Genomic DNA, 22,223 nt, shown 5'->3' on the forward strand with positions numbered 1-22,223 from the left:
TTACCGGCTTTTCGCTTCCGTCACCCCAGACGCAGCAGCACCGTCGCGATGCCCAGGAAGGAGAAGAAGCCGATCACGTCCGTGATCGTGGTGACGAAGGTGCCGGATGCGATCGCAGGATCGACGCCGGCCTTGTCGAGCGCCAGCGGCACCGCGACGCCGGCCAGCGCCGCGACGATCAGTGTGATCAACATCGCGATGCCGATCACCGTGCCGAGCATATGATCGGCAAACCAGAAGCCCGCCACGAGCGCGGTGATCGCCGCGAAGGCGACGCCGTTCAGGAGCCCGACGATCATCTCTCGCCGAAAGAAGCGGGCCATGTTCCAGCTGCCGAGCTCGCCGGTGCCGAGCGCGCGCACCGCGACCGTCATCGTCTGCGTTGCGGCGTTGCCGCCCTGGCTGGCGACGATCGGCGCCAGCACCGCCAGCGCGACGAGCTTCGAGAGCTGCGCCTCGAACATAGCCATTACGGATGCACTGATGAAGGCGGCGACGAGGCTGATGAAGCGCCAGCGGAAGCGGCCGAGCGCCACGGTGCGCACCGTGTCCGAAAGCTCTTCGTCGGCATGGACGCCGCCGAGCTGCTTGACGTCATCGTCGGCTGCTTCCTCGATCACGTCGACGATGTCGTCGACCGTGATCACGCCGACGAGCCGCCCGGCATCGTCCACGACGGGCGCGGCGATGAGGTTGTAGCGCTGGAACAGGCGCGCCACCTCCTCGATGTCCTGCGTCGCCTTGACGACGCGGCTGTCGTCCTCGACCAGCTCCGCGACCGGCACCGGGCGCTTGGTGCGCAGCAATCGGTCGAGCCTGACCGTGCCGACGAAGTGATGCGCCGGGTCGGCGACGAAAATCTCGAAGAAGCGCTCCGGCATGTCGTCAGCCTCGCGCAGATAGTCGATGGTCTGGCCGACATTCCAGAAAGCCGGAACCGCCACCACCTCGCTCTGCATGCGCCGGCCGGCGCTGTCCTCGGGATAGTCAAGGCCCTGCTGCAGGGCGATGCGCTCGGCTGCCGGCAGCTTGTCGAGCACCTCGCGCTTGTCGGCTTCGTCGAGGTCCTCGAGGATGTAGACGGCGTCGTCGGTGTCGAGGTCGCGGACGCCTTCCGCCAAAGTCTCGGGCGAGAGGCCCTCGAGAATCTCCTCGCGGACCGAATCGTCGACCTCGGTCAGGGCCGTGAAGTCGAAGTCCGGCCCGAGCAGCGAGATCAGGCGCGGCCGCTCCTCCGGCTCCAGCGCTTCCAGCAGCGCGCCGAGATCGGCCTCGTGCATGTCGGCGACGACGGCACGCAGCGTCGTCAGATCCGAGAGCAGCAGCGCCTGCGAGACCTGCTCGACGAGCACGGCATCGATGGCGCCGTCCGCGTTGCGGATCTTGCGGTCGAACGTTTCGCCCGGAGCGTTTTCGGTGTCCGTCATGGGCCCGTTCCGCGCTTGAAGATGTCGAAGAGATGGATTCGGCGAGGCGCCTGTGCGCCCTTGTGTCAGCGCGGCCGCCCGGTTGCAATGCAACAACGCGCGTCCGCGGCAAAAAGCCAAGCATCGCCCCAAACGCAAACGGCGACCCTTTCGGATCGCCGTTCGCGGGGCCGGAGCCCTCAAATTGGTGCGGTCAAGAGGACTCGAACCTCCACGGGTCTCCCCGCTACCACCTCAAGGTAGTGCGTCTACCAATTCCGCCATGACCGCAGTGTCCCGGGACCCGTCCGCTTGGTGGCGGAGAACTCCGGAGCGGCGCGGGTCTAGCAAATCGAATCCGTCGCCACAAGAGCCTTCGGAAGGAAAAGCGATCAGGCCGCCGCCGCGACGCTCTGAAGGCTGTAGACGGTCGGTCGTTTCAGCATCTGCGTGATCTCGACGGCGATCTTCGAGCCGTTGACGACGACGATTCCCTTGGCGAAGGGATGGTTGTTGGCGAGAATCTGGACCTCGTCGGTCTCGCTGGCATTGAGTTCGATGATGGCGCCGCGGCCCATGCGCAGCAGCTTGTAGATCGGCATGCGGGCCGAGCCGAGCACGACGGTCAGCTCGACGGGTACGAGATCGAGATCGGCCTTCAAGTCCTGCCTCCGAGACCCTACTTCAGAATTCAACCAACGAAACTTGCCTGATTCCCCGTCCGGGGGCATGAGGCTGGCCGCCGCTTCGATTCCGAGGTTGGCCGAACAGGGTTAATGCGCCGTGAAGACGCGCGATGCGCTTGCCGAGACTTTCCTGCCCGAAGCCGGCTCAGCGCCGGTCGAATGGGTCGTCGCCGAGGGGCTGACCGGTTATGACGAGGCGGTCGCCGAAATGGAGCGGCGCGCTGGCCTGATCGCCGACGGCCTGGCGCGCGAGCGGGCCTGGCTGGTCGAACATCCGCCGCTCTATACGGCCGGCACCTCGGCTGACGATGCAGACCTGATCGCGCCGGAACGCTTCCCGGTGCATCGCAGCGGGCGGGGCGGGCAGTTCACCTATCACGGGCCGGGTCAGCGCGTGGCCTATGTCATGCTCGACCTGAAGCGGCGCGAGCCGGACCTTCGCCGTTTCGTCGCCGCGCTCGAAGCCTGGCTGATCGCGACGCTGGACGGCTTCAACATCCGCGGCGAGCGCCGGGAGGATCGCGTCGGCGTCTGGGTGCGTCGCCCGGAGAAGGCGCCGAGCGCCGAGGACAAGATCGCCGCGATCGGCATCCGGGTGCGCCGCTGGGTGTCGTTCCACGGCATTGCGCTCAATGTCGAGCCGGAGCTCGCGCATTTCGACGGCATCGTGCCCTGCGGCGTTACCGGCCACGGCGTGACCTCGCTGGTCGATCTCGGCCTGCCGCTGACGATGGCCGACGTCGATTCGGTGCTGCGGGCGCAGTTCGAGCAGATTTTCGGCGAAACCGTCGCAGTTTAAGGGGTAGGGCCGGTCCTGCCGACCTTTGACAGCTTGGCTTAAACGCCGCTCAGCCCTCATCCTGAGAAGCCGCAGGCGCGGCTCGAAGGCGTTCCAGGAGGCTCCGGCGACATCTGGAGCATCGTTCGAGACAGCCCTTCGGGCTTCTTCAAACGAGGGCTCGAAAGACGGGGAATCGCATTCCAATAGTCCGATTTACCCTCCATTGACCATGGTGCGGCCATCCTCCCGGCGGGTAGACGGAGAGGAGGGACGATCATGACACGCATCATGCTCGCGGCCGCCATCACGGCGTGTCTTGCAGCCTGCACCACCACAGATCAGCGCATTGCCGGCGCCGCCGCCGGAGCGGGGGCCGGGGCGATCGTGCTGGGTCCGATCGGCGCGGTTGCGGGCGGCGCGATCGGTGCGGTCGCCGGACCGAGCGTGAAGGGCTCGGTCGACCGGCTCGACGGCTAGACCCGCCGACCGCATGGGCGCCTTGCGCTTTCGCCTGTGAGCATCCGCGCCGGTTGGCGTTTGCCGCGTGCCGCGCGATAACCCGCAGGACGCCATCGCCTGGGAGCGGATCCGTGCCGGTCATCGAAAGCAAGGTCGATCTGAACGCGGCCGAGATGCGCGCCAATGCGCAGGCCTGGTCCGCCCTCCGGACCGATCTGCAGGAGCGGCGCACGACGGCCGCGCTCGGCGGCAACGCCAAGTCGCGCGATCGCCATACGTCGCGCGGCAAGCTTCTTCCGAGGGAACGCGTGCTGCGCCTGCTCGATCCGGGCTCGGCCTTCCTGGAGATCGGCTCGCTCGCCGCCTTCGGCATGTATGAGGGCGATGTCCACGGCGCCGGCATGATCGCCGGCATCGGCCGCGTCGCGGGGCGCGAGGTGATGGTCGTCTGCAACGACGCCACCATCAAGGGCGGCACCTATTATCCGATGACGGTGAAGAAGCATCTGCGCGCGCAGGAGATCGCGCGTGAGAACCGGCTGCCTTGCGTCTATCTGGTCGATTCGGGCGGAGCGAACCTGCCGCACCAGACCGAGGTCTTCCCGGACCGCGAGCATTTCGGCCGCATCTTCTACAACCAGGCGACGCTCTCGGCCGAAGGCATCCCGCAGATCGCCGTGGTGATGGGCTCCTGCACGGCCGGCGGCGCCTATGTGCCGGCGATGTCGGACGAGACCGTCATCGTTCGCCGGCAGGGCACGATCTTCCTCGGCGGTCCGCCGCTGGTGAAGGCCGCGACGGGCGAGGTCGTCTCGGCCGAGGATCTCGGCGGCGCCGACGTTCATGCGCGCCATTCCGGCGTGGCCGACCACTATGCCGGCGACGACACTCATGCGCTGGCGATCGCCCGGCGCATCGCCGCCAATCTCAACAGCGTCAAGCGGCCGGATATCGACATCGCCGAGCCGCTGGAGCCGCTCTACGATCCCGCCGAGCTCGAGGCGGTGGTGCCGACCGACCTCAAGAAGCAGTACGACATCCGCGAGGTCATCGCGCGCCTCGTCGACGGCTCCGAGTTCGACGAGTTCAAGAAGCTCTACGGCACGACGCTGGTGACCGGATTCGCCCGCATCCACGGCATGCCGGTCGGCATCATCGCCAATAACGGCATCCTGTTCTCTGAAAGTGCGCTGAAGGGCGCGCATTTCATCGAGCTCTGCTGCCAGCGGCGCATTCCGCTGCTCTTCCTGCAGAACATCACCGGCTTCATGGTCGGCCGCGACGTCGAGACGCGCGGCATCGCCAAGGACGGGGCGAAACTCGTGACCGCGGTCGCCTCGGCGCGGGTGCCGAAGATCACCGTGCTGGTGGGCGGCTCCTTCGGCGCAGGCAATTACGGCATGTGCGGGCGCGCCTACAGCCCGCGTTTCCTGTTCACCTGGCCAAATTCGCGCATCTCGGTGATGGGCGGCGAGCAGGCTGCGAGCGTGCTCGCGACCGTGCGCCGCGACAACATCGAGGCCGACGGCAAGAGCTGGGGTGCTGAGGAGGAGGAGGCCTTCAAGGCGCCGATCCGCGAGAGATACGAGGATGAAGGCTCGCCCTATTTCGCCACGGCGCGCCTCTGGGACGACGGCATCATCCTGCCCTCGGAAACCCGGCGCGTGCTGGCGCTGGCCTTCTCCGCCTGCCTCAACGCGCCGGCGCCTGAGACGCGGTTCGGCGTGTTCCGGATGTGAGTGCTTCGTTCCGAAGGTCGTGCGCCGGGCACTCGCCGTGTTGCTCCCAGCTTATCGACAGCGCTTTGCACGGCTCCTAAGTCCCGCCGTGCATCACCATGCTCGGGGAGACTATGAAAGCACGCGCGAGCCGCCTGCCAGCGCCCTATCTCAAGCGCGTCTGGCTCGATCCGAATGCAGTCGAGGACGCAGATGCCTATCCATTCTGCCTGCCCTTCCTGCGTAACGCGTTCGAGGTTTCATTCGAGAAGGCGATTACAATCATCGTCGGAGAGAACGGGACGGGGAAATCGACGCTGCTGGAAGGTATCGCCTCGCTGGCCGGTTATGACGAGGCCGGTGGGGGGAAGGGCTATCGTCCCGTCGATCATTCGCAGGCGATCGAGGCGATGGGCGGGCGGCTGGCCATCGCGCTTAGGGCGAGCTGGCTTCCAAAGATCACCAATGGCTGGTTTTTCAAGGCCGAAACCTTCTTTTCGGTGGCGCGCTATCTCGATGAGGCTGGTGGCCCGATTGCGCCGGATTTCCTGTCTCATTCGCATGGGGAAGGCTTCCTGCGTTTTTTCGAGGAGCGCTGTCAGAGACAGGGGCTGTTCATCTTCGACGAGCCGGAGGCGGCCCTGTCGCCCTCCCGCCAGATCGAGTTCCTGAAGCTGCTGCGCCGGATGGACCGGCTGGGGCATTGCCAGGTGATCATCGCAACACATGCGCCGATGCTGATGGCCTATCCGGGTGCCACCCTGCTGGGGCTTACGAAATACGGGCTCGATCCCATCCGCGTCGAAGAGACCGAGCATTTCAGGATCATGCGCGAATTCTGGGCCGACCCGGAGCTTTTCGTCGAAACGATGATTGATTAGGGGGCACGGTCACCCCAACACGAACGCCTCATGCACGGCGCTCTGCACGCCGCCGCCCATGACCGGGCCGCCGCCGGCGACGTGGATCGCGTCGCCGACCAGCGCCGCGCCCAGCCCGTGGCGCGGCGTGATCATCGGGGCGTATTGCTCCCAGCCGTCCGTCGCCGGGTCATAGGCCTCCATCTGGCCGAAGACGCGGTTCGTGCCTTCGCCGCCCATGACGAACACCTTGCCGCGATAGAGCACCGCGCCATGGCCCGAGCGGGCGGTCGGAAGCGGGTTGCGCGGCGCCCATCGGTCGGTCGCCGGGTCGTAGGCGTGGTGCAGGTTCGAATTGGTGTGGAAGCTGTCGACGCGCCCGCCGATGACATGGATCAGCTTGCCGATCGCCAGCGTGCCGGTGTGGTCGCGCGCCGTCGGCATCGGGGTGCGCTCGCTCCAGCGGTCGCCCTTGGGGTCGTAGACAAGATGCCAATCGACCGAGCGCTTGGACTCGGTGGTGTTGCCGATCGCGCCGCCGATGACGTGCAGGACGCCGTTCAGGCCGACGACCGCGGCCGAGCCGACGGGGCGGGACAGGGCGGCGATCTCGCTCCAACGGTCGGCCGCCGGGTCCCAGACGAAGCAGCGCGGATGCGGCCTGCGGTTCTGGTCGAGGAAGCCGCCGATGGCGTAAAGCTTGCCGTCGAGGAAGGCGACGCCGACATGGTTGGCACCGAGCGGAAGGGGAGCGGCGTCGCTCCAGCGGTCGGCCTTGGGCTCGTAGACATGGTGATAGGGCCGGTCGACGCGCTGTTCGGCATAGCCGCCGACGATGTGCATGCGGTCCTCATGGGCCGCCGCCCAGGCCATTTCAGAGCGCGGCATCGGCAGGAAGGCCTTCGCGCTCCAGCGTCCGGGATCGGCGGCCTTGGGAACGGGCGAATCGAAGACGTTCTGGCTGGCCGCGAGCTCGGGCTTCTCGATGCGGCCGGGCTGGTTCAGGCGCTCGTAATGGCCGCCGTGATGCTCATGGCCGGGCTGCTGCGCCAGCGCGGGCGTGGCGATGGCGGCGCCGGCGACGACGAGCAGATGGCGGCGGGTCGGATCGGTCATGCGTCGGTTTCCCATTTCCGGCGAGAGTAGAGCGCTGCCGCATCTTGGCAACTCACGGTTTCTAAAGCACGCGGGACGGCGAAATCGCCGTGGAGCGCGGCGAAATGCTGTTCCGTCCGGCGGCGCCGCTGCTATGGTCGCCGGCACCGAACTGAAACGGTTTAGCCGAGAAGAAACCAGAGGATACGCCATGCCGTCGCACAACAAGGTCGCCATCATCACCGGAGCCGGCTCGGGAGTCGGACGGGCCGTGGCGCTCGCCTTCCTGAAGGACGGCTACCGCACCGTGCTGGCCGGGCGCCGCAAGGATGCGCTGGAGGAGACCGCGCAGCTGTCCGGCGCGCCGGCGGCCCAGGTTCTCGCGGTGCCGACCGACGTGACCGACAAGGCTTCGGTTGCGAACCTGTTCGCCAAGACCAAGGAGGCCTTCGGCCGCGTCGACGTCCTGTTCAACAATGCCGGCGTGAATGCGCCGGGCGGCATCATGCTGGAGGACCTCTCGCTCGAGGACTGGCAGAAGGTCGTCGACACCAACCTGACCGGCCCGTTCCTGTGCACGCAGGAAGCCTTCAAGGCGATGCGGGACCAGCAGCCGCAGGGCGGTCGCATCATCAACAACGGCTCGATCTCGGCGCACGCCCCGCGGCCGAACTCGGTCGCCTATACCGCGACCAAGCACGCCATCACCGGCCTGACCAAGACCGCCTCGCTGGACGGCCGCAAATACGGCATCGCCGTCGGGCAGGTCGACATCGGCAATGCACTCACCGAGATGGCGCGCCGGATGACGACGGGCGTGCCGCAGGCCGACGGCTCGATCAAGGTCGAGGCGGTGATGGACGTCGACAACGTCGCGACGACGGTGCTGCACATGGCCGCCCTGCCGCCGGAGGCGAACGTGCTGTTCGTGACCGTGATGGCGACGAACGCGCCCTTCGTCGGGCGTGGGTGAGGGTACATCCCGCTTGCCTGTCGTCCCGGGCGTAGCGCAGCGTAGACCCGGGATCCATGCCGGAACGCTTCAGGCATGGATCCCGGATCGGCGCGGCTTCGCCGCTTGTCCGGGATGACGCTCGGGGATTGGCATGACGCAGGCAGACGAAAGCCCCGCAACCACTCATCCTTCCGTCGCCCGCGCCTACACCCTCACCATCTGGGGCATCGCGCTCGGCATCCTGATCTTCGCCATCGCGGTCGTGCTCTGGGCGCTCGCGGTCGGCAACGCCCAGCTTTTCAAGGACGGCGTCGACTGGGTCTATGACGTCCTGCTCTACGGCATCGCGGCGGTGGTCTTCGGCCGCGATGCGCGGGCCGAGCGTGTGGCGGCGCTGGCGATCGGCGCCGTCATGGCGGCGGCTGGACTGCACACGCTCTACGACCTCGCCTCCAAGATCATTACGCCGCGGCCGATCGAGGTCTGGATGCTCGGCTTCTCGGCCGCCAGCGCCATCGTCGTCGCGGTGCTGATCGTCGGAGTGCTCTGGCGCTTCCGGGGCGAGGACAATCCCGTCATCAAGGCGACCTGGCTGTCCTCGCGCAACGACGTCATCTCAACGACCGGGTTCGCGCTGGTCGGTCTCGCGGCGCGCGTCGCGCCGGTGCGCTGGCCGGAATATCTCTTCGACGTCGTCGTCGCCGGCATCTGCTTCCAGGCGACATGGGCGATCTGGCGCTCGCTGCGGGCGAAGCCTGCCGATCTGCCTGTGCAGGATAAGGCGGCGACAGGGCAGGCGGCCGGGCTATAAAGGCGGCACGCCTTCGAGGACCGCCACCCATGTCGATCGCTGCCAAACTGCCCTCCATCCTGATCGCCAATCGCGGCGAGATCGCCTGCCGGGTGATCCGCACGGCAAGCCGGCTGGGCTTACGCACCATCGCGGTCCATTCCGAAGCCGATGCCGAGGCGCTGTTCGTGCAGATGGCCGACGAGGCCTATGCGATAGGGCCTGCGCCGGCGCGGGAGAGCTATCTCGACGCCGGGAAGATCCTGGCCGTCGCGAAGCAGGCCGGCGCTGCCTGCATTCATCCGGGCTACGGCTTCCTCTCCGAAAATGCGGATTTCGCCGAGGCCTGCGCGGCGGCCGGCATCGTCTTCGTCGGGCCGCCGGCCTCGGCGATCCGCGCCATGGGCCTCAAGGACGCCGCCAAGGCGCTGGTCGAGAAGGCGGGCGTCCCGGTGGTGCCGGGCTATCACGGGGCCGAGCAGGGCGCCGATCACCTCCGCAGCGAGGCGCGTCGCATCGGCTACCCCGTGCTGATCAAGGCCGTTGCCGGCGGAGGCGGCAAGGGCATGAGAAAGGTCGAGCGGCCGGAAGATTTCGATGAGGCCCTGGCGAGCGCGCAGCGCGAGGGCGAGAACGCCTTCGGTGATGGCCGCGTGCTGGTGGAGAAATACGTGCTGGCGCCGCGCCATGTCGAGATCCAGGTGTTCGGCGACAGTCACGGCAATGTCGTCCATCTCTACGAGCGCGACTGCTCGCTGCAGCGGCGCCACCAGAAGGTGATCGAGGAGGCGCCGGCGCCGGGCATGACGGCGGAGGTCCGGGCCGCGATGGGCAAGGCGGCGACGGAAGCGGCGAAGGCCGTCGGCTATGTCGGCGCAGGCACGGTCGAGTTCATCGCCGACGGGCGCGAGGGGCTCAGAGCCGACGGCTTCTGGTTCATGGAGATGAATACGCGGCTGCAGGTCGAGCATCCGGTGACGGAGGCGATCACGGGCCTCGATCTGGTCGAACTGCAGTTGCGGGTCGCGGCTGGCGAGCCGCTCGGCTTCTCGCAGGCGGACGTCACCGCGACCGGTCACGCCGTCGAGGCGAGGCTGTATGCCGAGGACCCGGAGAAGGGCTTCCTGCCCTCGACCGGCAAGCTCTGGGCGCTGCAGTTTCCCGATGACGACGACATCCGCATCGATACCGGTGTCGAGGCCGGCGATACGGTGACGCCCTTCTACGACCCGATGATCGCCAAGGTGATCGCCCATGGCGCGACGCGGACCGAAGCGCTGGACCGGCTCGGCGAGGCGCTGGGCGAGACATTGGTCGCAGGCCCGCGCACGAATCTCGCCTTCCTCAAGGCTTTGACCGAGGCGGAGGGGTTTCGCCAAGGCACATTCGACACCGGCTTCATCGAGCGCAACCTTGCGGCGCTCGGGGCCGAGCCGCAGCCTCTCGACGCCGCGGCGGTGGCGGCCGCCGCGCTCCAGCTCGAGGAGGAGCGCCAGCTCGCCGGGCTGAACCTGGCCTCGGAGCGGGCCGAGGGCGAGCATCGCTCGCCCTGGCTCGAGGCCGACGTGTTCTCGCTGATGCCGCGCCCGCCCCTGGGGCTGCCGCTCTCGGTCGATGGCGAGCGTGTCGATGCGCAGATCGAATGGCATGAGGCGGGCGCGCGGGTCAGCGTGCCCGGCCACGACATCGGCGAGGGCGAGCATGAGATCACCCTCGCCGAGGCAGGACCGGGCAGTTATTTCGCGCTTCATCGCGGGCGCCAGACGACGGTCTCGCTGTTCGATCCCTTCGCCGTCGATCTCGACGCGGCGGCGGGCTCCGGCGGCGTCGTCAAGGCGCCGATGCACGGCAAGCTCGTCGCCGTCTTCGTCGCGCCCGGCGAGCCGGTGACGAAGGGCCAGCGCCTCGCCATCGTCGAGGCGATGAAGATGGAGCATGTGCTCACCGCCCCGCGCGACGGCACCGTCAGCGAGGTCGTGGGCGAGCCGGGCTCGCAAGTGGCGGAAGGCGCGAAGGTGGTGGTGCTGGGGGAATAGTCAAATCGGCGGAATCGCTTGCAGGCGGTTCTTCGCTTTTTGATTCAGTCATCGAGCGCGGCGATCGCTTTCGCCATGACCGTCAGGTTGATCTCGGCAAGCGGATCGTCGTCGCCGAGGAACCATGCGGCCGAGAGCCCGCACCAGGCGATGATCCAGCACAGCAGTCGCCCGCGCTCCAGCCCCGATCTCTCCAGCACGATCTCCAGCCGGCGCTCGAAGACGCCCGGTGCGACGGCGACAGGCGGCTGGGGATCGGCGAGATCCGGGTCGCAGAACAGGATGGCGTATTCGAAGGCCCGGTCACCGATCACGCATTTCGGATCGATGGCGAGCCAGCCGCGTCCTTCGAAATCCAGCACGTTGTCATGGTGGCAATCGGCGTGCAGCGGTACGATCTCCTGCTGCGTCGCCAGGACCTCGCGCGCCACGGAGCCGGAGTGCGCCAGGGCGCCGCCGCGGCTGGCCGCCATCGGGAAGAGTTCGCGGAACCAGGTCTCGAGCGGGATCAGCCCGGCCGGCGCAGAACCGTGCGGTTTGTGCAGGGCGGCGATCGCGTCGCAGAGGATCGCGGTCGCTTCGTCGTCGTAGCCATTGCGGGCCATGGCTGAGAGCGAGCGGGAGCCCGTGGCGCGTTCGATCAGCATGGCGCTGCCGTCGTCGCTGCGGGAGAGCAGGCGCGCGGCGCCATCGCCGTTCCAGTATTCGAGCAGCCGGTGGCCCTGCCGTTCGTCCTCGGAGTCCGTCAGTTTCAGCATGGCGGGCGCGCCGCGCTGCCTGACCGGAAGCAGGCGGCTGGCGGGCGTCGTGATCGGCTGACCGTCGACGACGGCTTTCCACCGGGCGAGCCAGGGCGCGAAGGGAGCGAGGGCAGCGTCGTTCATCCGCGCCCGATCACCGGGAACTGCTCGACCTCGTAGACCTGCCCCGACACCGGCGCGCTCTCATCCGCGAGCCAGAAGGCGGTGTGGGCGGCGATCTCGGTGGGCTGCATGATCCGCCCGGTCGGGGCGTGGCGGAGGGGCAGCGAATTCTGCCAGCCGGGCTTGCGGCCCTCGCGCTGCTGGGTGGCGTCCTCGTTTTCGGTGAAGGTCCAGCCGACATTGAGCTGGTTGACGCGGATGCGCTCGGGGCCGAGCGCGTCGGCGAGGTTGCGCGTCATCGTCATCAGCGCGCCCTTCGACATCGAATAGACGGTCAGGTTCGACAGTCCGCACCAGGCGTTGATCGAGCCGACGGTGACGATGGAGCCGCTCGATTTCTGCCGGCGGAAGGCGCGGATCGCGGCCTCGGCGCAGAGGAGGGGCGCGCGGGTGTTGACCGCGAACACATGGTCGAAGAAGTCGGCCGTGGTCTCGCCGATGATCCCACGCGGGTAGATCCCGGCATTGTTGACCAGCCCGTCGATGCGGCCGAAGGCGCCCACCGTGGCATCGACGAGCGCCTGCGGCGTCGTTGGATCGGCGAGGTCGCCGGTCGTGCCCTGGGCAGCGTCTCCGAGCTCTCGACTGACGGCCTCGACCTCGTCCCGGTTCCGGCCATGGACCAGCACCTTGGCGCCTTCCTCGATGAGGCGCTGCGCCATGGCGTGGCCGATGCCGTTGGAGGAGCCGGTGACGAGGAAGGCCTTGCCCGAAAGTCCGCGCATGAGAGTCTCCGTGCTTTTGGCATTGATAGCGCAGTCCCGCGCGTCATGCTCCGGCGGTGCCTCACATCTGTGGAGAAGCGCGGCAGGCGCTGGTCTGGTTGCGCCTGCCGCAGTAGGTTGCCGCCCATGCCGCTACATCTGCTCAAGCTCTGCGTCGGCGCGGAATCGATCAGCGATCTCGAGGGCTGGATCGCGCAGCGCATGGCGCAGCGCCGCCGCGCCGGCGAGCCGCAGGAGCAGCTCCACACCACCCGCATGGTGCCCAAGCGCATCGAGGAGATCGTCGCGGGCGGCTCGCTCTATTGGGTGATCAAGGGCCAGATCTCGGCCCGCCAGCGCCTGACCGACATCCGCCCCTTCACCGACGGCGAGGGCATCGGCCGCTGCCATCTCGTGATGGAGCCGGTGCTGGTGCCTGTGGAGCCGCGCCCGTTCCGGCCATTCCAGGGCTGGCGCTACCTGCAGGCCGAGGACGCGCCGCGCGATCTGGCCGATCGCGGCAGCGGTTTCGGCGAGATGCCGGAGGAAATGCGGCGCGAGCTCGCAGGGCTGGGGCTGCTTTAAGATCGCGCCTTCAGACCGCGATATTGTCGATCAGCCGCGTCGCGCCGATCCTCGCCGCGACCAGAATCCTGATCGGCCCGTCGGCGAGCGACGTGACATGCGCCAGGGTCTCGGCGTGCCGGGCCTCCAGATAGTCGAGCTCGAAGCCGGCGGAGATGATCTCGCCTTGCGCGTCCGCTACCGCCCGGAACAGGTCGTCGCGGTTGCGGATGCGGCCGGCGAGCGCCTGCATGACCCTGTGCAGCATCGGTGCGAGCGCGCGCTCCTCCGGCGAGAGGTAGCGGTTGCGCGAGGACATGGCGAGGCCGTCGCGCTCGCGGAAGGTCGGTAGCGGGACGATGCGGATGCCGAGGTCGAGATCGGCGGCCATGCGCGTCACGACCTTGAGCTGCTGGTAGTCCTTCTCGCCTAACACCGCGAAGTCGGCGCGGGACTGCGTGAACAGCTTGCAGCAGATCGTCGCGACGCCCTCGAAATGCGTCGGCCGGAAGCGGTCGTCGAGGCCGGCGGCAGCGGGACCGAGCAGCAGCACCCGGGTCGCGAAGCCGGCCGGGTACATCTCCTCGACCGACGGGAAGAAGACCGCGTCGGCGCCCGCGGCGACGAGCTTGGCGCAGTCGTCGTCGAAGGTGCGGGGGTATTTCTTGAAATCCTCATGCGGCGCGAACTGCGTCGGGTTGACGAAGATCGAGACGATCACGCGCCTCGCATGGCGCTGCCCCTCCTTCACCAGCGCGATATGGCCCTCATGCAGCGCGCCCATGGTCGGCACGAGCCCGACTTTCTCGCCGGCGACGTGCCAACCGGCTACCGCGGCCCGCATCGCGGACACCGTCTCGAACACCGCGATTCCGGTCATGGGCTTCACCTTCTCGTTCGCTCGCTCTCCCACAGCCCTCATCCTGAGGAGCGCTCGCAGAGCGCGTCTCGAAGGATGGCCCAGAAGGCTCGGGAGAGACATCTGAAGCATCCTTCGAGACGCCGCGTGCCGTGGCTCCTCAGGATGAGGGCTGGAAGGAACGGGAGTTCCTGCCGCGACGGGTAGCAAATGTCCCGGCGATGGCCAATATCAGAGGCATGAGCGACAAGACCGACAGGGCGCTGGACAAGAGTGCCGGCAAGGGTGTGAGCGCGCAGTCCGCGCCGGGCGAGATCGAGCGCTTCCTGGGGGCTGCGAAACAGCTCGTGCCGCTGGCGACGGGGCAGGCGGGCAGGCTCGTCTTCGCGCTCGACGCGACAATGAGCCGCCAGCCGACCTGGGATCTCGCCTGCTCGCTGCAGGCGCGGATGTTCGAGATCGCCGCGACGAGCGGCGGGCTCGCGGTGCAACTCGTCTATTTCCGGGGCCTTGGCGAATGCCGCGCCTCCGGCTGGATCGGCGAGCCGCGACGGCTCAACGGACTGATGGCCGGAATCGCCTGCGAGGGCGGCCAGACCCAGATCGCGCGGGTGCTGAAGCATGTCCGCGACGAAGCGAAAGCCGTGCCGATCCGGGCTTTCGTCCTCGTCGGCGACGCGATGGAGGAGGAGCCGGATGCGCTTGCGGCGCTCGCCGGCGAGCTCGGCCTGCGCGGCATTCGCGGCTTCCTCTTCCAGGAGGGGCATGATCCGGCGGCGAGCGCTGCCTTCGCCTCGATCGCGCGCCTCACCGGCGGGGCGCATGCGCGCTTCGATGTGAACGCGCCGCAGTCGCTGCTCGAGCTGCTGCGCGGCGCTGCCGCCTATGCCGCGGGCGGGCGCGAGGCGATGTTGAAGCTTGCCGGTGCGAGCCCCGCTGTCCGTGGGCTGCTTGGGGCGATGGATGGAGACCGCCGTTGACGCTGCTCTATGGGCTAGCCGCCGTCCTGCTGGTCTGGTGGGTGTCGAAGCTCTTCGCCGGCACCAATCCGAAGTCGCTGGCCAAGGTCATGAAGAGCGGCGGCGGCGTGCTCTCGCTCGGCGTCGCCGGGCTGCTGATGATGCGCGGCCGCATGGACATGGCGCTGTTCGTCGGCGGGATCGGCGCCTGGCTGCTCGGCTGGAGCGCGACCGGGCCGGGTGGGATACGCTTTCCCTGGGGCCAGGACACCACCGCCACGCCCGGCGCCCGCTCCAAGGTGACGTCCGTGCTGCTCGCCATGGAACTCGACCATGACAGCGGGGAGATGACCGGAACGGTCAGCGGCGGGAGTTTCGCCGGGCGCAGGCTCGACGAGCTGGCGCTTCCGGAGATCGGCGCGCTGATGCGCGAATGCCTGGCGCAGGATCCTGACGGAGCCCGCCTGCTAGAGGCATATCTCGACCGCCGGTCGCCCGGCTGGCGTGAAGACGCTGATCGTCACCGCGACGCGGGGCAGGGCCGCGCGCCGGGCACGGGCGCGATGTCGCATCAGGAGGCCTACGAGATCCTGGGGCTTCAGCCGGGGGCGGGCGAGGAGGCGATCCGCGAGGCCCATCGAGCCCTGATGAAGCGCATCCACCCGGATGCCGGGGGCACCAGCGGTCTTGCCGCTCGCGTCAACCAGGCCAAGGACGTCCTTCTGAAGTGAGGTTCCGGCCGGGAACAGGGAGGAGGTCTGGTACGACATGGCAGCGTTCCTTGTCCTTGTCCGTCAGCCGCGGGTGGCGAAGCAGGCGAAGCCGTCGCGCTTGAGCCTGGCGCAGGCGTTCTGGGCGTCCTTGGACTCCTCGAAGCCGGCGAAGCGGGCGCGGAACAGCGTCGATCCGCCCCTTTCGACCTTCTCGGTGAAGCCCGAGGCATCGGCGAGGGGGCCGGCCGCCTTGGCGCGGGCGCGGGCCAGGATGTCCTTGGCCTTGGCCTCGTCGTCGGTCGCGCCGAGCTGGATGACCCACTTGCTGGTGGCGACGGCCGGACGGCTCTCGCTGGCGCGCGCCGGCTCGGGCGCCCTCTCGGCAAGCTTGGCGATGGTGGTGGTGCCGGCTTCCGGAGCCCTTGCAACGGGGGCAGGAGCAGCGGCCTGGGCGGAAGCGGCGGGAGCCTTCAGCTCGGCGAGCGTGACGGCCGGCCGCTCCTCAGGCTCCGCGACCTTGGCGATCGAGGAGGTGACGTCGACATTGGCCGGCGGGCGCAGCACCTTGGCGTCGGCCGCGGGAGCGCCGATCGACCAGCGCATGGCAGAGGGCGTCGTGGTCGCGGTGACCGGGCGCATGCCGGAAATCTGCAGCGGCGGGCCGCCGACATTGACCGGGCGCGGCGGAGCGGTCGGCGTCGTGGTCGGGACCGGTGCATAGGCGCGGGCGACGGCCGGGAGCGGAGCTTCGGCCTCGATGCGCGGGCGCGGCACGGGCATCGGCGCCGGTGCGGGCGACGGCTCTGCCACGGCGGCGGTCACGACCGGGGCCGGGCGCTGGAGTTCCTGCGGCCGATCGACCGGCTCCGGGATCTCGGCGACCATCGTCGAGGCACGGCCGCTGGTCGCGGCCTTCGGCAGGTTGGCGACGACGAGATCGGCCATGATCTTGTCGCGAGAGGCGCCGGAGCGGCCGCCGAGCACGATCGAGACGACATGGCGGCCGTCGGCCTTGGCCGAGGTCATCAGGTTGAAGCCGGAGAGGCGGGTATAGCCGGTCTTGATGCCGTCCACGCCCTCGATCCGGCCGAGCAGCCTGTTGTGGTTGCGAAAATTGCCCTTCTCGTGGTTGAACACGCGCGTCGAGAACATCGGATAGTGGCGCGGGAAGCGCTCCTGGATGGCGCGGGCGAGGATCGTCAGGTCGCGCGCCGTGGTGATGTTCGGCGGGTTATGGGGCAGGCCGTGCGGGTTGTAGAAGGTGGTGCGGCCCATGCCGAGCGAGCGGGCTCGCGCCGTCATCAAGCGGGCGAACTCTTCTTCCGAGCCGCCGACGTTCTCGGCGACCACCATCGCGACGTCATTGGCCGATTTGGTGATGAGGGCGAGGATCGCGTCCCGCACCGTGATCGTCTCGCCGGGCCTGAGGCCGATCTTGGAGGGTTCCTGCCGGGAGGCGTGGGACGAGACCGACAGCTCCGAGTTCATCGAAAGGCGGCCGCGCTCCAGCTGCTCGAACAGCAGATAGATCGTCATGACCTTGGTGATGGAGGCGGGGATGCGCGGCGCATCCTCGTTGACCGCGTGCAAGGTGCGGCCGGTCCTCGCGTCGACGACCATCGCCGCATAGGGCGGCGCGTAGCCGCCGCCGGCAGGGCGCTTCTTCTTGCGCGCCGCCTCGGCCGGTGAGGCAACCGCCGCGATGGCGACCGCGACAATGCCGATCATGCCGACGACGGCGCGAACGCGCGCGCGCCGGAAATCAACGCAACTGAAAACCATGCAACTCGCCTCAACCAGAACTCACGTCCCGGTCCCCGGACACGCCCTGCGACGTGGCATATGGGACACAGTGGAGGAGGTTAGGACGGTGCGGTTACGGAGCCGTTAAAATGCGATCGATCTCGGTCGACCCTGCGGACGTGACCATGCGTCTGATGCAGTGCAGCGCGTCCTTGACATTCATGTTGCGTTGCACAATATACGCGCAGTCCCGTTGGTGAACCCTATTCATCTGGCCTTGGGGCGCTGAACCGGGCCGTAAGGCTCGCCTACAGAGGCGGCACCCAGTGCCGAGGGAAGAAACAACATGATCCAGCAGTTCGAGACGATCCAGAAAGCCTCCAAGGACAACGTCGACGCGGCCCTGAAGGCCTTCGGCGCGACCTCCAAGGGCGTGCAGACCATCGCCGTCGAGGCGACCGACTATGCCAAGAAGTCCTTCGAGGCCGGCACCGCGACCCTCGAGAAGCTCGCCGGCGTCAAGACCTTCGACAAGGCGCTCGAGATCCAGGCCGACTACGTCAAGACCGCTTTCGAGGGCGCCGTCGCCCAGGCGACCAAGATGGGCGAGCTCTACGCTTCGCTCGCCAAGGACGCCTACAAGCCGTTCGAGGGCATCGTCGCCAAGGCCACTCCGGCCGCCAAGTGAGGCGCGGGCCTGCCGCCTGACGGCGGGCTCCCCCCTCCGACAGTTCGAGCCCGGCCGCAAGGCCGGGCTTTTTTGTTCGGCTTTGCAGTCCGCGATGCGCCTTCAGCGTGCTCAGGCAGCTCTGGAAGTCGCTTCAGCCGGCTCGTGATGTCTCGCCGCCAGACCGTCGTCGCACGGCGCGATTGCCGCGGTCGCTGCTGCTGTGGTCGAGACGATGGTCAGCGTGCGCAGCGTATCGCTGAGCGAGTCGACCGCCAGGAACAGGGCGAAGGCCGCCTCGAAGGGCAGGCCGAGATAGCCGCAGAGGATCGCCATCTGCGATAGCACCACGATTCCCGACATGCCGGCCGTGGTCAGGCCGATCAGGACCGAGGCGACGCCGACGAGGGCGAGCTCGCCGAGGCCGAGCGGACGGCCGTAGAGCTGCGCGATGAAGATCGTGCCGCAGACATAGAGCATGATCGGCCCGGCGCGGATCAGGGCGATCTGGAGCGGCACCAGCAATTCGACGACGACGCGGTTGAACCTCAGCCTCTCGCTCAGCAGATCGATGATCCACGGAATGCAGGCGACGCTGGAGCGGGTGGCGATCGCCATCATCAGGACCGGCTGATGGGCCTTGAGCGTCGTCCACAGGCTGGTGCGCGAGCGGGACGCGATGACGAAGATCGACAGCGCCATGAAGACGAGCGTCGCGAGCCCCAGCACCATCAGGAAGTCGATCATCAGCCGCAGCGGCTCGATGCCGATCGAGGCGGTCTGGTCGGCGATCATCGCGAAGGACGCGAAGGGCAGCAGCACGTTGAACCAGTGGGTCAGGATGATGCAGGCGCGATAGACCGTGTCGAGCGCATCGGCGAGGCTGGACGACACCGCCTGCGGGACATGCCCGACCGCCAGGCCGAAGAGCAGACAGAACAGCAGGACCTTGATCGTGTCGCCGCTGGAAAGCGCGCTGAAGACGTTGCTCGGCACGAGGTCGAGGATGTTGGCGAAGGGGCTCGGCGCCGCGGCGTTCTCGGCCACGGGCGCAAGCGTCATCTGCAGATCGGTCGCCACCGGGCCCTGGCTGTTGAGAACCTTGCCGAGCTCGATGCGCGACTGCTGGTCGTTGATCTCGCCGGGTTTGATGGCGAGCGTCAGCGCGCCGGCGATGGCGACCGCGAGGAAGGACACGACGGTGACGGCACCCGCGACCTTCACCAGGTAGGTCGCCGATTGCGGGTCGCGGACCATCGACCTCATCGAGAAGATGACCGACGAGACGATGAAGGGCAGCACGACCATCTTGAGGAGGTTGAGATAGGTGCTGCCGATCGGCGCCAGCGCCTTGGAAAAGGCTGGGAAATAGATCCCGCAGAGCACGCCGCCGATGATGAAGGCGACGACCGTCAGCGGCGAACGCAGGATCTTGGAGAGCCTCGCCCAGGCCGGGATCGGCGCTGCGGCTTGAGTGTCGCTTGCTGCGGTCATGGCCTAGAGACCCGTCGTCTTGCGGTAGCGGGCGAGCAGGTCGTCGCCGCTCAGCGGCTTGGCCGAATGCGCGAGCTCCAGGAACAGGTCGACGAAGGCGGCGAGCTGCGGCGCGTCGGGCCTGATGCCGATGGCGAGCGTGTCGGTGAGGTCCGTCAGCGTGACCGAGCGTGCGACAAGCGTCAGCGACGGGTCTTCGACCAGAAGGCGCTTGATCTCGAAATCGTCGCGATAGGCGGCATCGATGTTGCCGCTGCGGATGGCGTCGATCATCCCGGACCAGGTGTCGAAGCGCTGCAGGCGCGCCTTTGGAAAATTCCGGCCGGCGAAATCCGCAAAGGAGGAATTGCCGATCACGCCGAGTTCGCCCTCGAAGTTGCGGATGACCTCCGTCATGTCGCGGCCGCGGGCTACCGCGGCGAAGCGGACGCGGTGCGTCAGCAGCCCGTGGTTGAGCTGCGCGTAAGGGCGGGAATAGCCGATGATGCGGGCGCGCGGCAGCGTCCGGCTCAGCTTGCAGATGGCGAGATCGGCATCGCCCCGCGCCACGAGCTGAACCGCTTCGTTGAAACTTGTGGGGCTGCGGTCGAAGGCGGCCTCGACCGCGAGTTCGGATGCGATGGCCTGCGCGAGATCGATGTCCAGGCCTTCGAGCCGGTTGCTCACGGCGCTGAAGAACGGTCGTGAGTCGAAGTTCGGAACGGTGACCCGGAGGCTGCCGCGCCCGGTGATGTCCTGAAGATCGGCCCGTTGGTCGACAGGCTGTGCGGCAGCCGGAGCGGCGGCCAGGAGCACCGGCGAGCCCAATATCAATCCGCGCCTCGAAAACATCTTCAGGACTTCCCGGTTTCGTCGATAATGTTCGGCCGGGAACGCATCGCAGCCGGAAGCGCCCCGGTTTCCCGGCTGGCCGGGAATGCGGCGAGGGGCATCGGCCGCGCGGACCTGCGACGGCGGCAGTCTGGAGCTGCAACGGTTACCGCTCTGCTACCCGCGCCGATGGTTCCGCTTCGTTAGTTAGCAAATGGTAACGCCGCGGCGGCGCCCGACAGGCCAACTGGCGATCCAGGCGCCAGCGGACAGCCTTTCCTTCAAACGATTGAAAAAAAGCTGGAGGAAGCGCATGTCTTGGCGTGCCGCCGCGGCCGTCGTGGGGGCCCGGAAGCCAGTGGTCACGATCCCATGCTCGACAAAGCGATCCCGCCGCGTACCCTGAAGCTCAACGCCGCCGACAATGTCGCGGTCGCCGTCGATCCGATCGATGTGGGCGTGACGGCGGCCGGCGTCACGGCCCTGAAGCGCATTCCGCGCGGGCACAAGATGGCGCTGGCGCCGATCGCGACCGGCGAGCCCATCCGCAAATTCGGCCAGATCATCGGCTTCGCCACCGTCTACATCCCGCCCGGCGAATGGGTGCACGAGCATAATACCGGCTTCCACGCCTTCGAGCGCGACTATGCCTTCTGCGCCGAGGCGAAGCCGGAATTCGTGCTGCCGGTCGAGCAGCAGGCCACCTTCCAGGGGTTTAGGCGCAAGGACGGCCGGGCCGGCACCCGCAATTACGTGGGCATCCTGACCTCGGTGAACTGCTCGGCTTCGGCCGCGCGCTTCATGGCCGAGGAGGTCAAGCGTTCCGGCCTGCTCGACGACTACCCTAATGTCGACGGCGTGATTGCCCTGACGCACGGCACCGGCTGCGGCATCGACTACAATGGCGAAAGCTTCGAGGTGCTGAAGCGCACGACCTGGGGCTATGCCTGCAACCCGAACATGGCGGCGGTCCTTGTCGTCGGCCTGGGCTGCGAGGGTTTTCAGATCAAGCGCATGAAGGACGCCTATGGCGTCGAGGAAAGCGACGTCTTCCGCACGCTGACGATCCAGGAGACCGGCGGCACCCGAAAGGCGGTCGCGGCCGGGATCGAGGCACTCAAGGTCATGCTGCCGATCGCCAACCGCGCCACGCGCGAGACGGTGCCGGCCTCCGAGCTGATGCTGGCGCTGCAATGCGGCGGCTCCGACGGCTATTCCGGCATCACCGCCAATCCGGCGCTCGGCAAGGCGGTCGACCTGCTGGTCGAGCATGGCGGCACGGCGATCCTCTCCGAGACGCCGGAGATCTACGGCGCCGAGCATCTGCTGACGCGCCGCGCCGCGACCCGCGAGGTCGGCGAGAAGCTCGTCGGCATCATCAAGTGGTGGGAGGACTACACCGCCCGCGCCCGCATGGACATGAACAACAACCCGTCGCCCGGCAACAAGGCCGGCGGGCTCACGACGATCCTGGAGAAGTCGCTGGGCGCGGCCGCCAAGGGTGGCACCAAGACGCTGGCCGCCGTCTACCACTATGCCGAGCCGGTGAAGTCGAAGGGCTTCGTCTACATGGACACGCCCGGTTACGATCCGGTCTCGGCGACGGGGCAGGTCGCCGGCGGCGCCAATATCCTCGCCTTCACCACCGGCCGCGGCTCGGCCTATGGCTGCAAGCCGACGCCCTCGGTCAAGCTCGCCACCAACACGCCGATGTACCTCAAGCAGACCGACGACATGGACATCAACTGCGGCGATGTCCTCGACGGCGTGACGCTGGAGCAGAAGGGCCGGGAGATATTCGATTATCTCCTGCGCATCGCTTCGGGCGAAAAGTCAAAGTCCGAGGAACTGGGCTATGGCGATGCTGAATTCGTGCCGTGGCAGATCGGCGCGACGATGTAGAAAAATCCTGTAACGTCAGATCGTTACAGGGATCGCGTGATCCGAGCTTGTGAAGTGCCTGCAACAAAGCAGGGGCGATTGTTCTGCCCCGACAGAGCC

General features: G+C 67.7%; 21 protein-coding genes and 1 tRNA gene. 12 read left to right on the forward strand and 10 right to left on the reverse strand.

Going from position 1 to position 22,223, the window contains the following annotated elements; genetic code table 11:
- Positions 1-20: 20 nt before the first annotated feature.
- The 3 genes from mgtE to ASE63_RS26430 all read right to left on the reverse strand — a co-directional run bounded on the left by mgtE (position 21) and on the right by ASE63_RS26430 (position 2,068).
- A complete protein-coding gene (mgtE, locus tag ASE63_RS07755) occupies positions 21-1,427 on the reverse strand; it encodes a magnesium transporter (RefSeq protein ID WP_056799099.1) in 1,407 nt (468 codons plus the stop codon).
- A 185-nt stretch (positions 1,428-1,612) separates the two neighbouring features.
- Positions 1,613-1,697 (reverse strand) — tRNA-Leu (locus ASE63_RS07760).
- A 101-nt stretch (positions 1,698-1,798) separates the two neighbouring features.
- Positions 1,799-2,068, reverse strand: a complete 270-nt coding sequence (locus ASE63_RS26430; RefSeq protein WP_056799101.1) for a FliM/FliN family flagellar motor switch protein — start codon at positions 2,066-2,068, stop codon at positions 1,799-1,801.
- Positions 2,069-2,189: 121 nt separating this feature from the next.
- On the opposite strand from ASE63_RS26430, the gene lipB reads away from it, so the two are divergent.
- From lipB to ASE63_RS07785, 4 genes are all read left to right on the forward strand, one after another.
- Positions 2,190-2,891, forward strand: a complete 702-nt coding sequence (gene lipB / locus ASE63_RS07770) for a lipoyl(octanoyl) transferase LipB (RefSeq protein ID WP_056799104.1) — start codon at positions 2,190-2,192, stop codon at positions 2,889-2,891.
- Positions 2,892-3,149: 258 nt separating this feature from the next.
- Positions 3,150-3,350, forward strand: a complete 201-nt coding sequence (locus tag ASE63_RS07775; RefSeq protein ID WP_056799107.1) for a hypothetical protein — start codon at positions 3,150-3,152, stop codon at positions 3,348-3,350.
- Between the two features lie 113 nt (positions 3,351-3,463).
- Positions 3,464-5,071, forward strand: coding sequence for a carboxyl transferase domain-containing protein (locus ASE63_RS07780; RefSeq protein ID WP_056799109.1), 1,608 nt, complete (start codon positions 3,464-3,466; stop codon positions 5,069-5,071).
- Positions 5,072-5,184: 113 nt separating this feature from the next.
- Positions 5,185-5,931 (forward strand): AAA family ATPase, encoded by a 747-nt coding sequence (locus ASE63_RS07785; protein ID WP_056799111.1) that lies wholly within the window; start codon positions 5,185-5,187, stop codon positions 5,929-5,931.
- Between the two features lie 9 nt (positions 5,932-5,940).
- On the opposite strand, the gene ASE63_RS07790 is transcribed toward ASE63_RS07785, so the two are convergent.
- A complete protein-coding gene (locus ASE63_RS07790; RefSeq protein WP_056799114.1) occupies positions 5,941-7,026 on the reverse strand; it encodes a kelch repeat-containing protein in 1,086 nt (361 codons plus the stop codon).
- 190 nt (positions 7,027-7,216) lie between these two features.
- Here ASE63_RS07790 and ASE63_RS07795 point away from each other — a divergent pair, with 190 nt between their 5' ends.
- From ASE63_RS07795 to ASE63_RS07805, 3 genes are all read left to right on the forward strand, one after another.
- Entirely contained in the window at positions 7,217-7,978 is a 762-nt protein-coding gene (locus tag ASE63_RS07795; protein ID WP_056799118.1) for an SDR family oxidoreductase, read from the forward strand.
- A 133-nt stretch (positions 7,979-8,111) separates the two neighbouring features.
- Positions 8,112-8,771 (forward strand): cation transporter, encoded by a 660-nt coding sequence (locus ASE63_RS07800; RefSeq protein ID WP_056799121.1) that lies wholly within the window; start codon positions 8,112-8,114, stop codon positions 8,769-8,771.
- 29 nt (positions 8,772-8,800) lie between these two features.
- Positions 8,801-10,786, forward strand: a complete 1,986-nt coding sequence (locus tag ASE63_RS07805; RefSeq protein ID WP_056799125.1) for a biotin carboxylase N-terminal domain-containing protein — start codon at positions 8,801-8,803, stop codon at positions 10,784-10,786.
- A 44-nt stretch (positions 10,787-10,830) separates the two neighbouring features.
- Here the strand turns inward: ASE63_RS07805 and ASE63_RS07810 are convergent, their stop codons facing one another.
- Entirely contained in the window at positions 10,831-11,670 is an 840-nt protein-coding gene (locus ASE63_RS07810) for an aminoglycoside phosphotransferase family protein (protein ID WP_056799128.1), read from the reverse strand.
- Positions 11,667-12,434, reverse strand: coding sequence for an SDR family oxidoreductase (locus ASE63_RS07815; protein ID WP_056799130.1), 768 nt, complete (start codon positions 12,432-12,434; stop codon positions 11,667-11,669). The genes ASE63_RS07810 and ASE63_RS07815 overlap by 4 nt, the downstream gene beginning before the upstream one ends.
- Positions 12,435-12,560: 126 nt before the next feature.
- On the opposite strand from ASE63_RS07815, the gene ASE63_RS07820 reads away from it, so the two are divergent.
- Positions 12,561-12,998, forward strand: coding sequence for a DUF1489 family protein (locus ASE63_RS07820; RefSeq protein ID WP_056799133.1), 438 nt, complete (start codon positions 12,561-12,563; stop codon positions 12,996-12,998).
- Between the two features lie 10 nt (positions 12,999-13,008).
- Here ASE63_RS07820 and panC read toward each other — a convergent pair whose 3' ends face one another.
- Positions 13,009-13,857: a pantoate--beta-alanine ligase gene (gene panC / locus ASE63_RS07825; RefSeq protein ID WP_056799327.1), complete on the reverse strand. Its 849-nt coding sequence runs from the start codon at positions 13,855-13,857 to the stop codon at positions 13,009-13,011.
- Positions 13,858-14,075: 218 nt separating this feature from the next.
- Between panC and ASE63_RS07830 the strand changes: the two genes are divergently transcribed.
- Together ASE63_RS07830 and ASE63_RS07835 are read left to right on the forward strand one after the other, a co-directional pair.
- Entirely contained in the window at positions 14,076-14,816 is a 741-nt protein-coding gene (locus ASE63_RS07830) for a hypothetical protein (protein ID WP_082609754.1), read from the forward strand.
- Entirely contained in the window at positions 14,813-15,526 is a 714-nt protein-coding gene (locus ASE63_RS07835) for a DnaJ domain-containing protein (protein ID WP_056799138.1), read from the forward strand. The genes ASE63_RS07830 and ASE63_RS07835 overlap by 4 nt, the downstream gene beginning before the upstream one ends.
- Positions 15,527-15,589: 63 nt before the next feature.
- Here the strand turns inward: ASE63_RS07835 and ASE63_RS07840 are convergent, their stop codons facing one another.
- On the reverse strand, positions 15,590-17,236 hold the full coding sequence (locus tag ASE63_RS07840; protein WP_082609755.1) for an SPOR domain-containing protein: 1,647 nt from the start codon (positions 17,234-17,236) through the stop codon (positions 15,590-15,592).
- 361 nt (positions 17,237-17,597) lie between these two features.
- On the opposite strand from ASE63_RS07840, the gene ASE63_RS07845 reads away from it, so the two are divergent.
- A complete protein-coding gene (locus tag ASE63_RS07845) occupies positions 17,598-17,939 on the forward strand; it encodes a phasin family protein (RefSeq protein WP_056799145.1) in 342 nt (113 codons plus the stop codon).
- 111 nt (positions 17,940-18,050) lie between these two features.
- On the opposite strand, the gene ASE63_RS07850 is transcribed toward ASE63_RS07845, so the two are convergent.
- Both ASE63_RS07850 and ASE63_RS07855 read right to left on the reverse strand, forming a co-directional pair.
- Positions 18,051-19,412 (reverse strand): cation:dicarboxylase symporter family transporter, encoded by a 1,362-nt coding sequence (locus tag ASE63_RS07850; RefSeq protein WP_056799148.1) that lies wholly within the window; start codon positions 19,410-19,412, stop codon positions 18,051-18,053.
- A gap of 3 nt (positions 19,413-19,415) precedes the next feature.
- Entirely contained in the window at positions 19,416-20,243 is an 828-nt protein-coding gene (locus ASE63_RS07855) for a transporter substrate-binding domain-containing protein (RefSeq protein WP_056799150.1), read from the reverse strand.
- Positions 20,244-20,594: 351 nt separating this feature from the next.
- Between ASE63_RS07855 and ASE63_RS07860 the strand changes: the two genes are divergently transcribed.
- Entirely contained in the window at positions 20,595-22,124 is a 1,530-nt protein-coding gene (locus ASE63_RS07860; protein ID WP_056799155.1) for an altronate dehydratase family protein, read from the forward strand.
- The last annotated feature ends 99 nt before the right edge of the window (positions 22,125-22,223 follow it).

Source organism: Allobosea sp. Root381 (assembly GCF_001429395.1).
Taxonomy (GTDB): Bacteria; Pseudomonadota; Alphaproteobacteria; order Rhizobiales; family Beijerinckiaceae; genus Allobosea.

What these genes read in the sequence shown, in the direction of transcription:
- mgtE (WP_056799099.1), bottom strand. Translation starts at nt 1,427, where the DNA reads ATGACGGACACCGAAAACGCTCCGGGCGAAACGTTCGACCGCAAGATC.
- ASE63_RS07775 (WP_056799107.1), top strand. Translation starts at nt 3,150, where the DNA reads ATGACACGCATCATGCTCGCGGCCGCCATCACGGCGTGTCTTGCAGCC.
- ASE63_RS07785 (WP_056799111.1), top strand. Translation starts at nt 5,185, where the DNA reads ATGAAAGCACGCGCGAGCCGCCTGCCAGCGCCCTATCTCAAGCGCGTC.
- ASE63_RS07790 (WP_056799114.1), bottom strand. Translation starts at nt 7,026, where the DNA reads ATGACCGATCCGACCCGCCGCCATCTGCTCGTCGTCGCCGGCGCCGCC.
- ASE63_RS07795 (WP_056799118.1), top strand. Translation starts at nt 7,217, where the DNA reads ATGCCGTCGCACAACAAGGTCGCCATCATCACCGGAGCCGGCTCGGGA.
- ASE63_RS07800 (WP_056799121.1), top strand. Translation starts at nt 8,112, where the DNA reads ATGACGCAGGCAGACGAAAGCCCCGCAACCACTCATCCTTCCGTCGCC.
- ASE63_RS07805 (WP_056799125.1), top strand. Translation starts at nt 8,801, where the DNA reads ATGTCGATCGCTGCCAAACTGCCCTCCATCCTGATCGCCAATCGCGGC.
- ASE63_RS07810 (WP_056799128.1), bottom strand. Translation starts at nt 11,670, where the DNA reads ATGAACGACGCTGCCCTCGCTCCCTTCGCGCCCTGGCTCGCCCGGTGG.
- ASE63_RS07815 (WP_056799130.1), bottom strand. Translation starts at nt 12,434, where the DNA reads ATGCGCGGACTTTCGGGCAAGGCCTTCCTCGTCACCGGCTCCTCCAAC.
- ASE63_RS07820 (WP_056799133.1), top strand. Translation starts at nt 12,561, where the DNA reads ATGCCGCTACATCTGCTCAAGCTCTGCGTCGGCGCGGAATCGATCAGC.
- panC (WP_056799327.1), bottom strand. Translation starts at nt 13,857, where the DNA reads ATGACCGGAATCGCGGTGTTCGAGACGGTGTCCGCGATGCGGGCCGCG.
- ASE63_RS07830 (WP_082609754.1), top strand. Translation starts at nt 14,076, where the DNA reads ATGAGCGACAAGACCGACAGGGCGCTGGACAAGAGTGCCGGCAAGGGT.
- ASE63_RS07840 (WP_082609755.1), bottom strand. Translation starts at nt 17,236, where the DNA reads ATGATCGGCATTGTCGCGGTCGCCATCGCGGCGGTTGCCTCACCGGCC.
- ASE63_RS07845 (WP_056799145.1), top strand. Translation starts at nt 17,598, where the DNA reads ATGATCCAGCAGTTCGAGACGATCCAGAAAGCCTCCAAGGACAACGTC.
- ASE63_RS07850 (WP_056799148.1), bottom strand. Translation starts at nt 19,412, where the DNA reads ATGACCGCAGCAAGCGACACTCAAGCCGCAGCGCCGATCCCGGCCTGG.
- ASE63_RS07855 (WP_056799150.1), bottom strand. Translation starts at nt 20,243, where the DNA reads ATGTTTTCGAGGCGCGGATTGATATTGGGCTCGCCGGTGCTCCTGGCC.
- ASE63_RS07860 (WP_056799155.1), top strand. Translation starts at nt 20,595, where the DNA reads ATGCTCGACAAAGCGATCCCGCCGCGTACCCTGAAGCTCAACGCCGCC.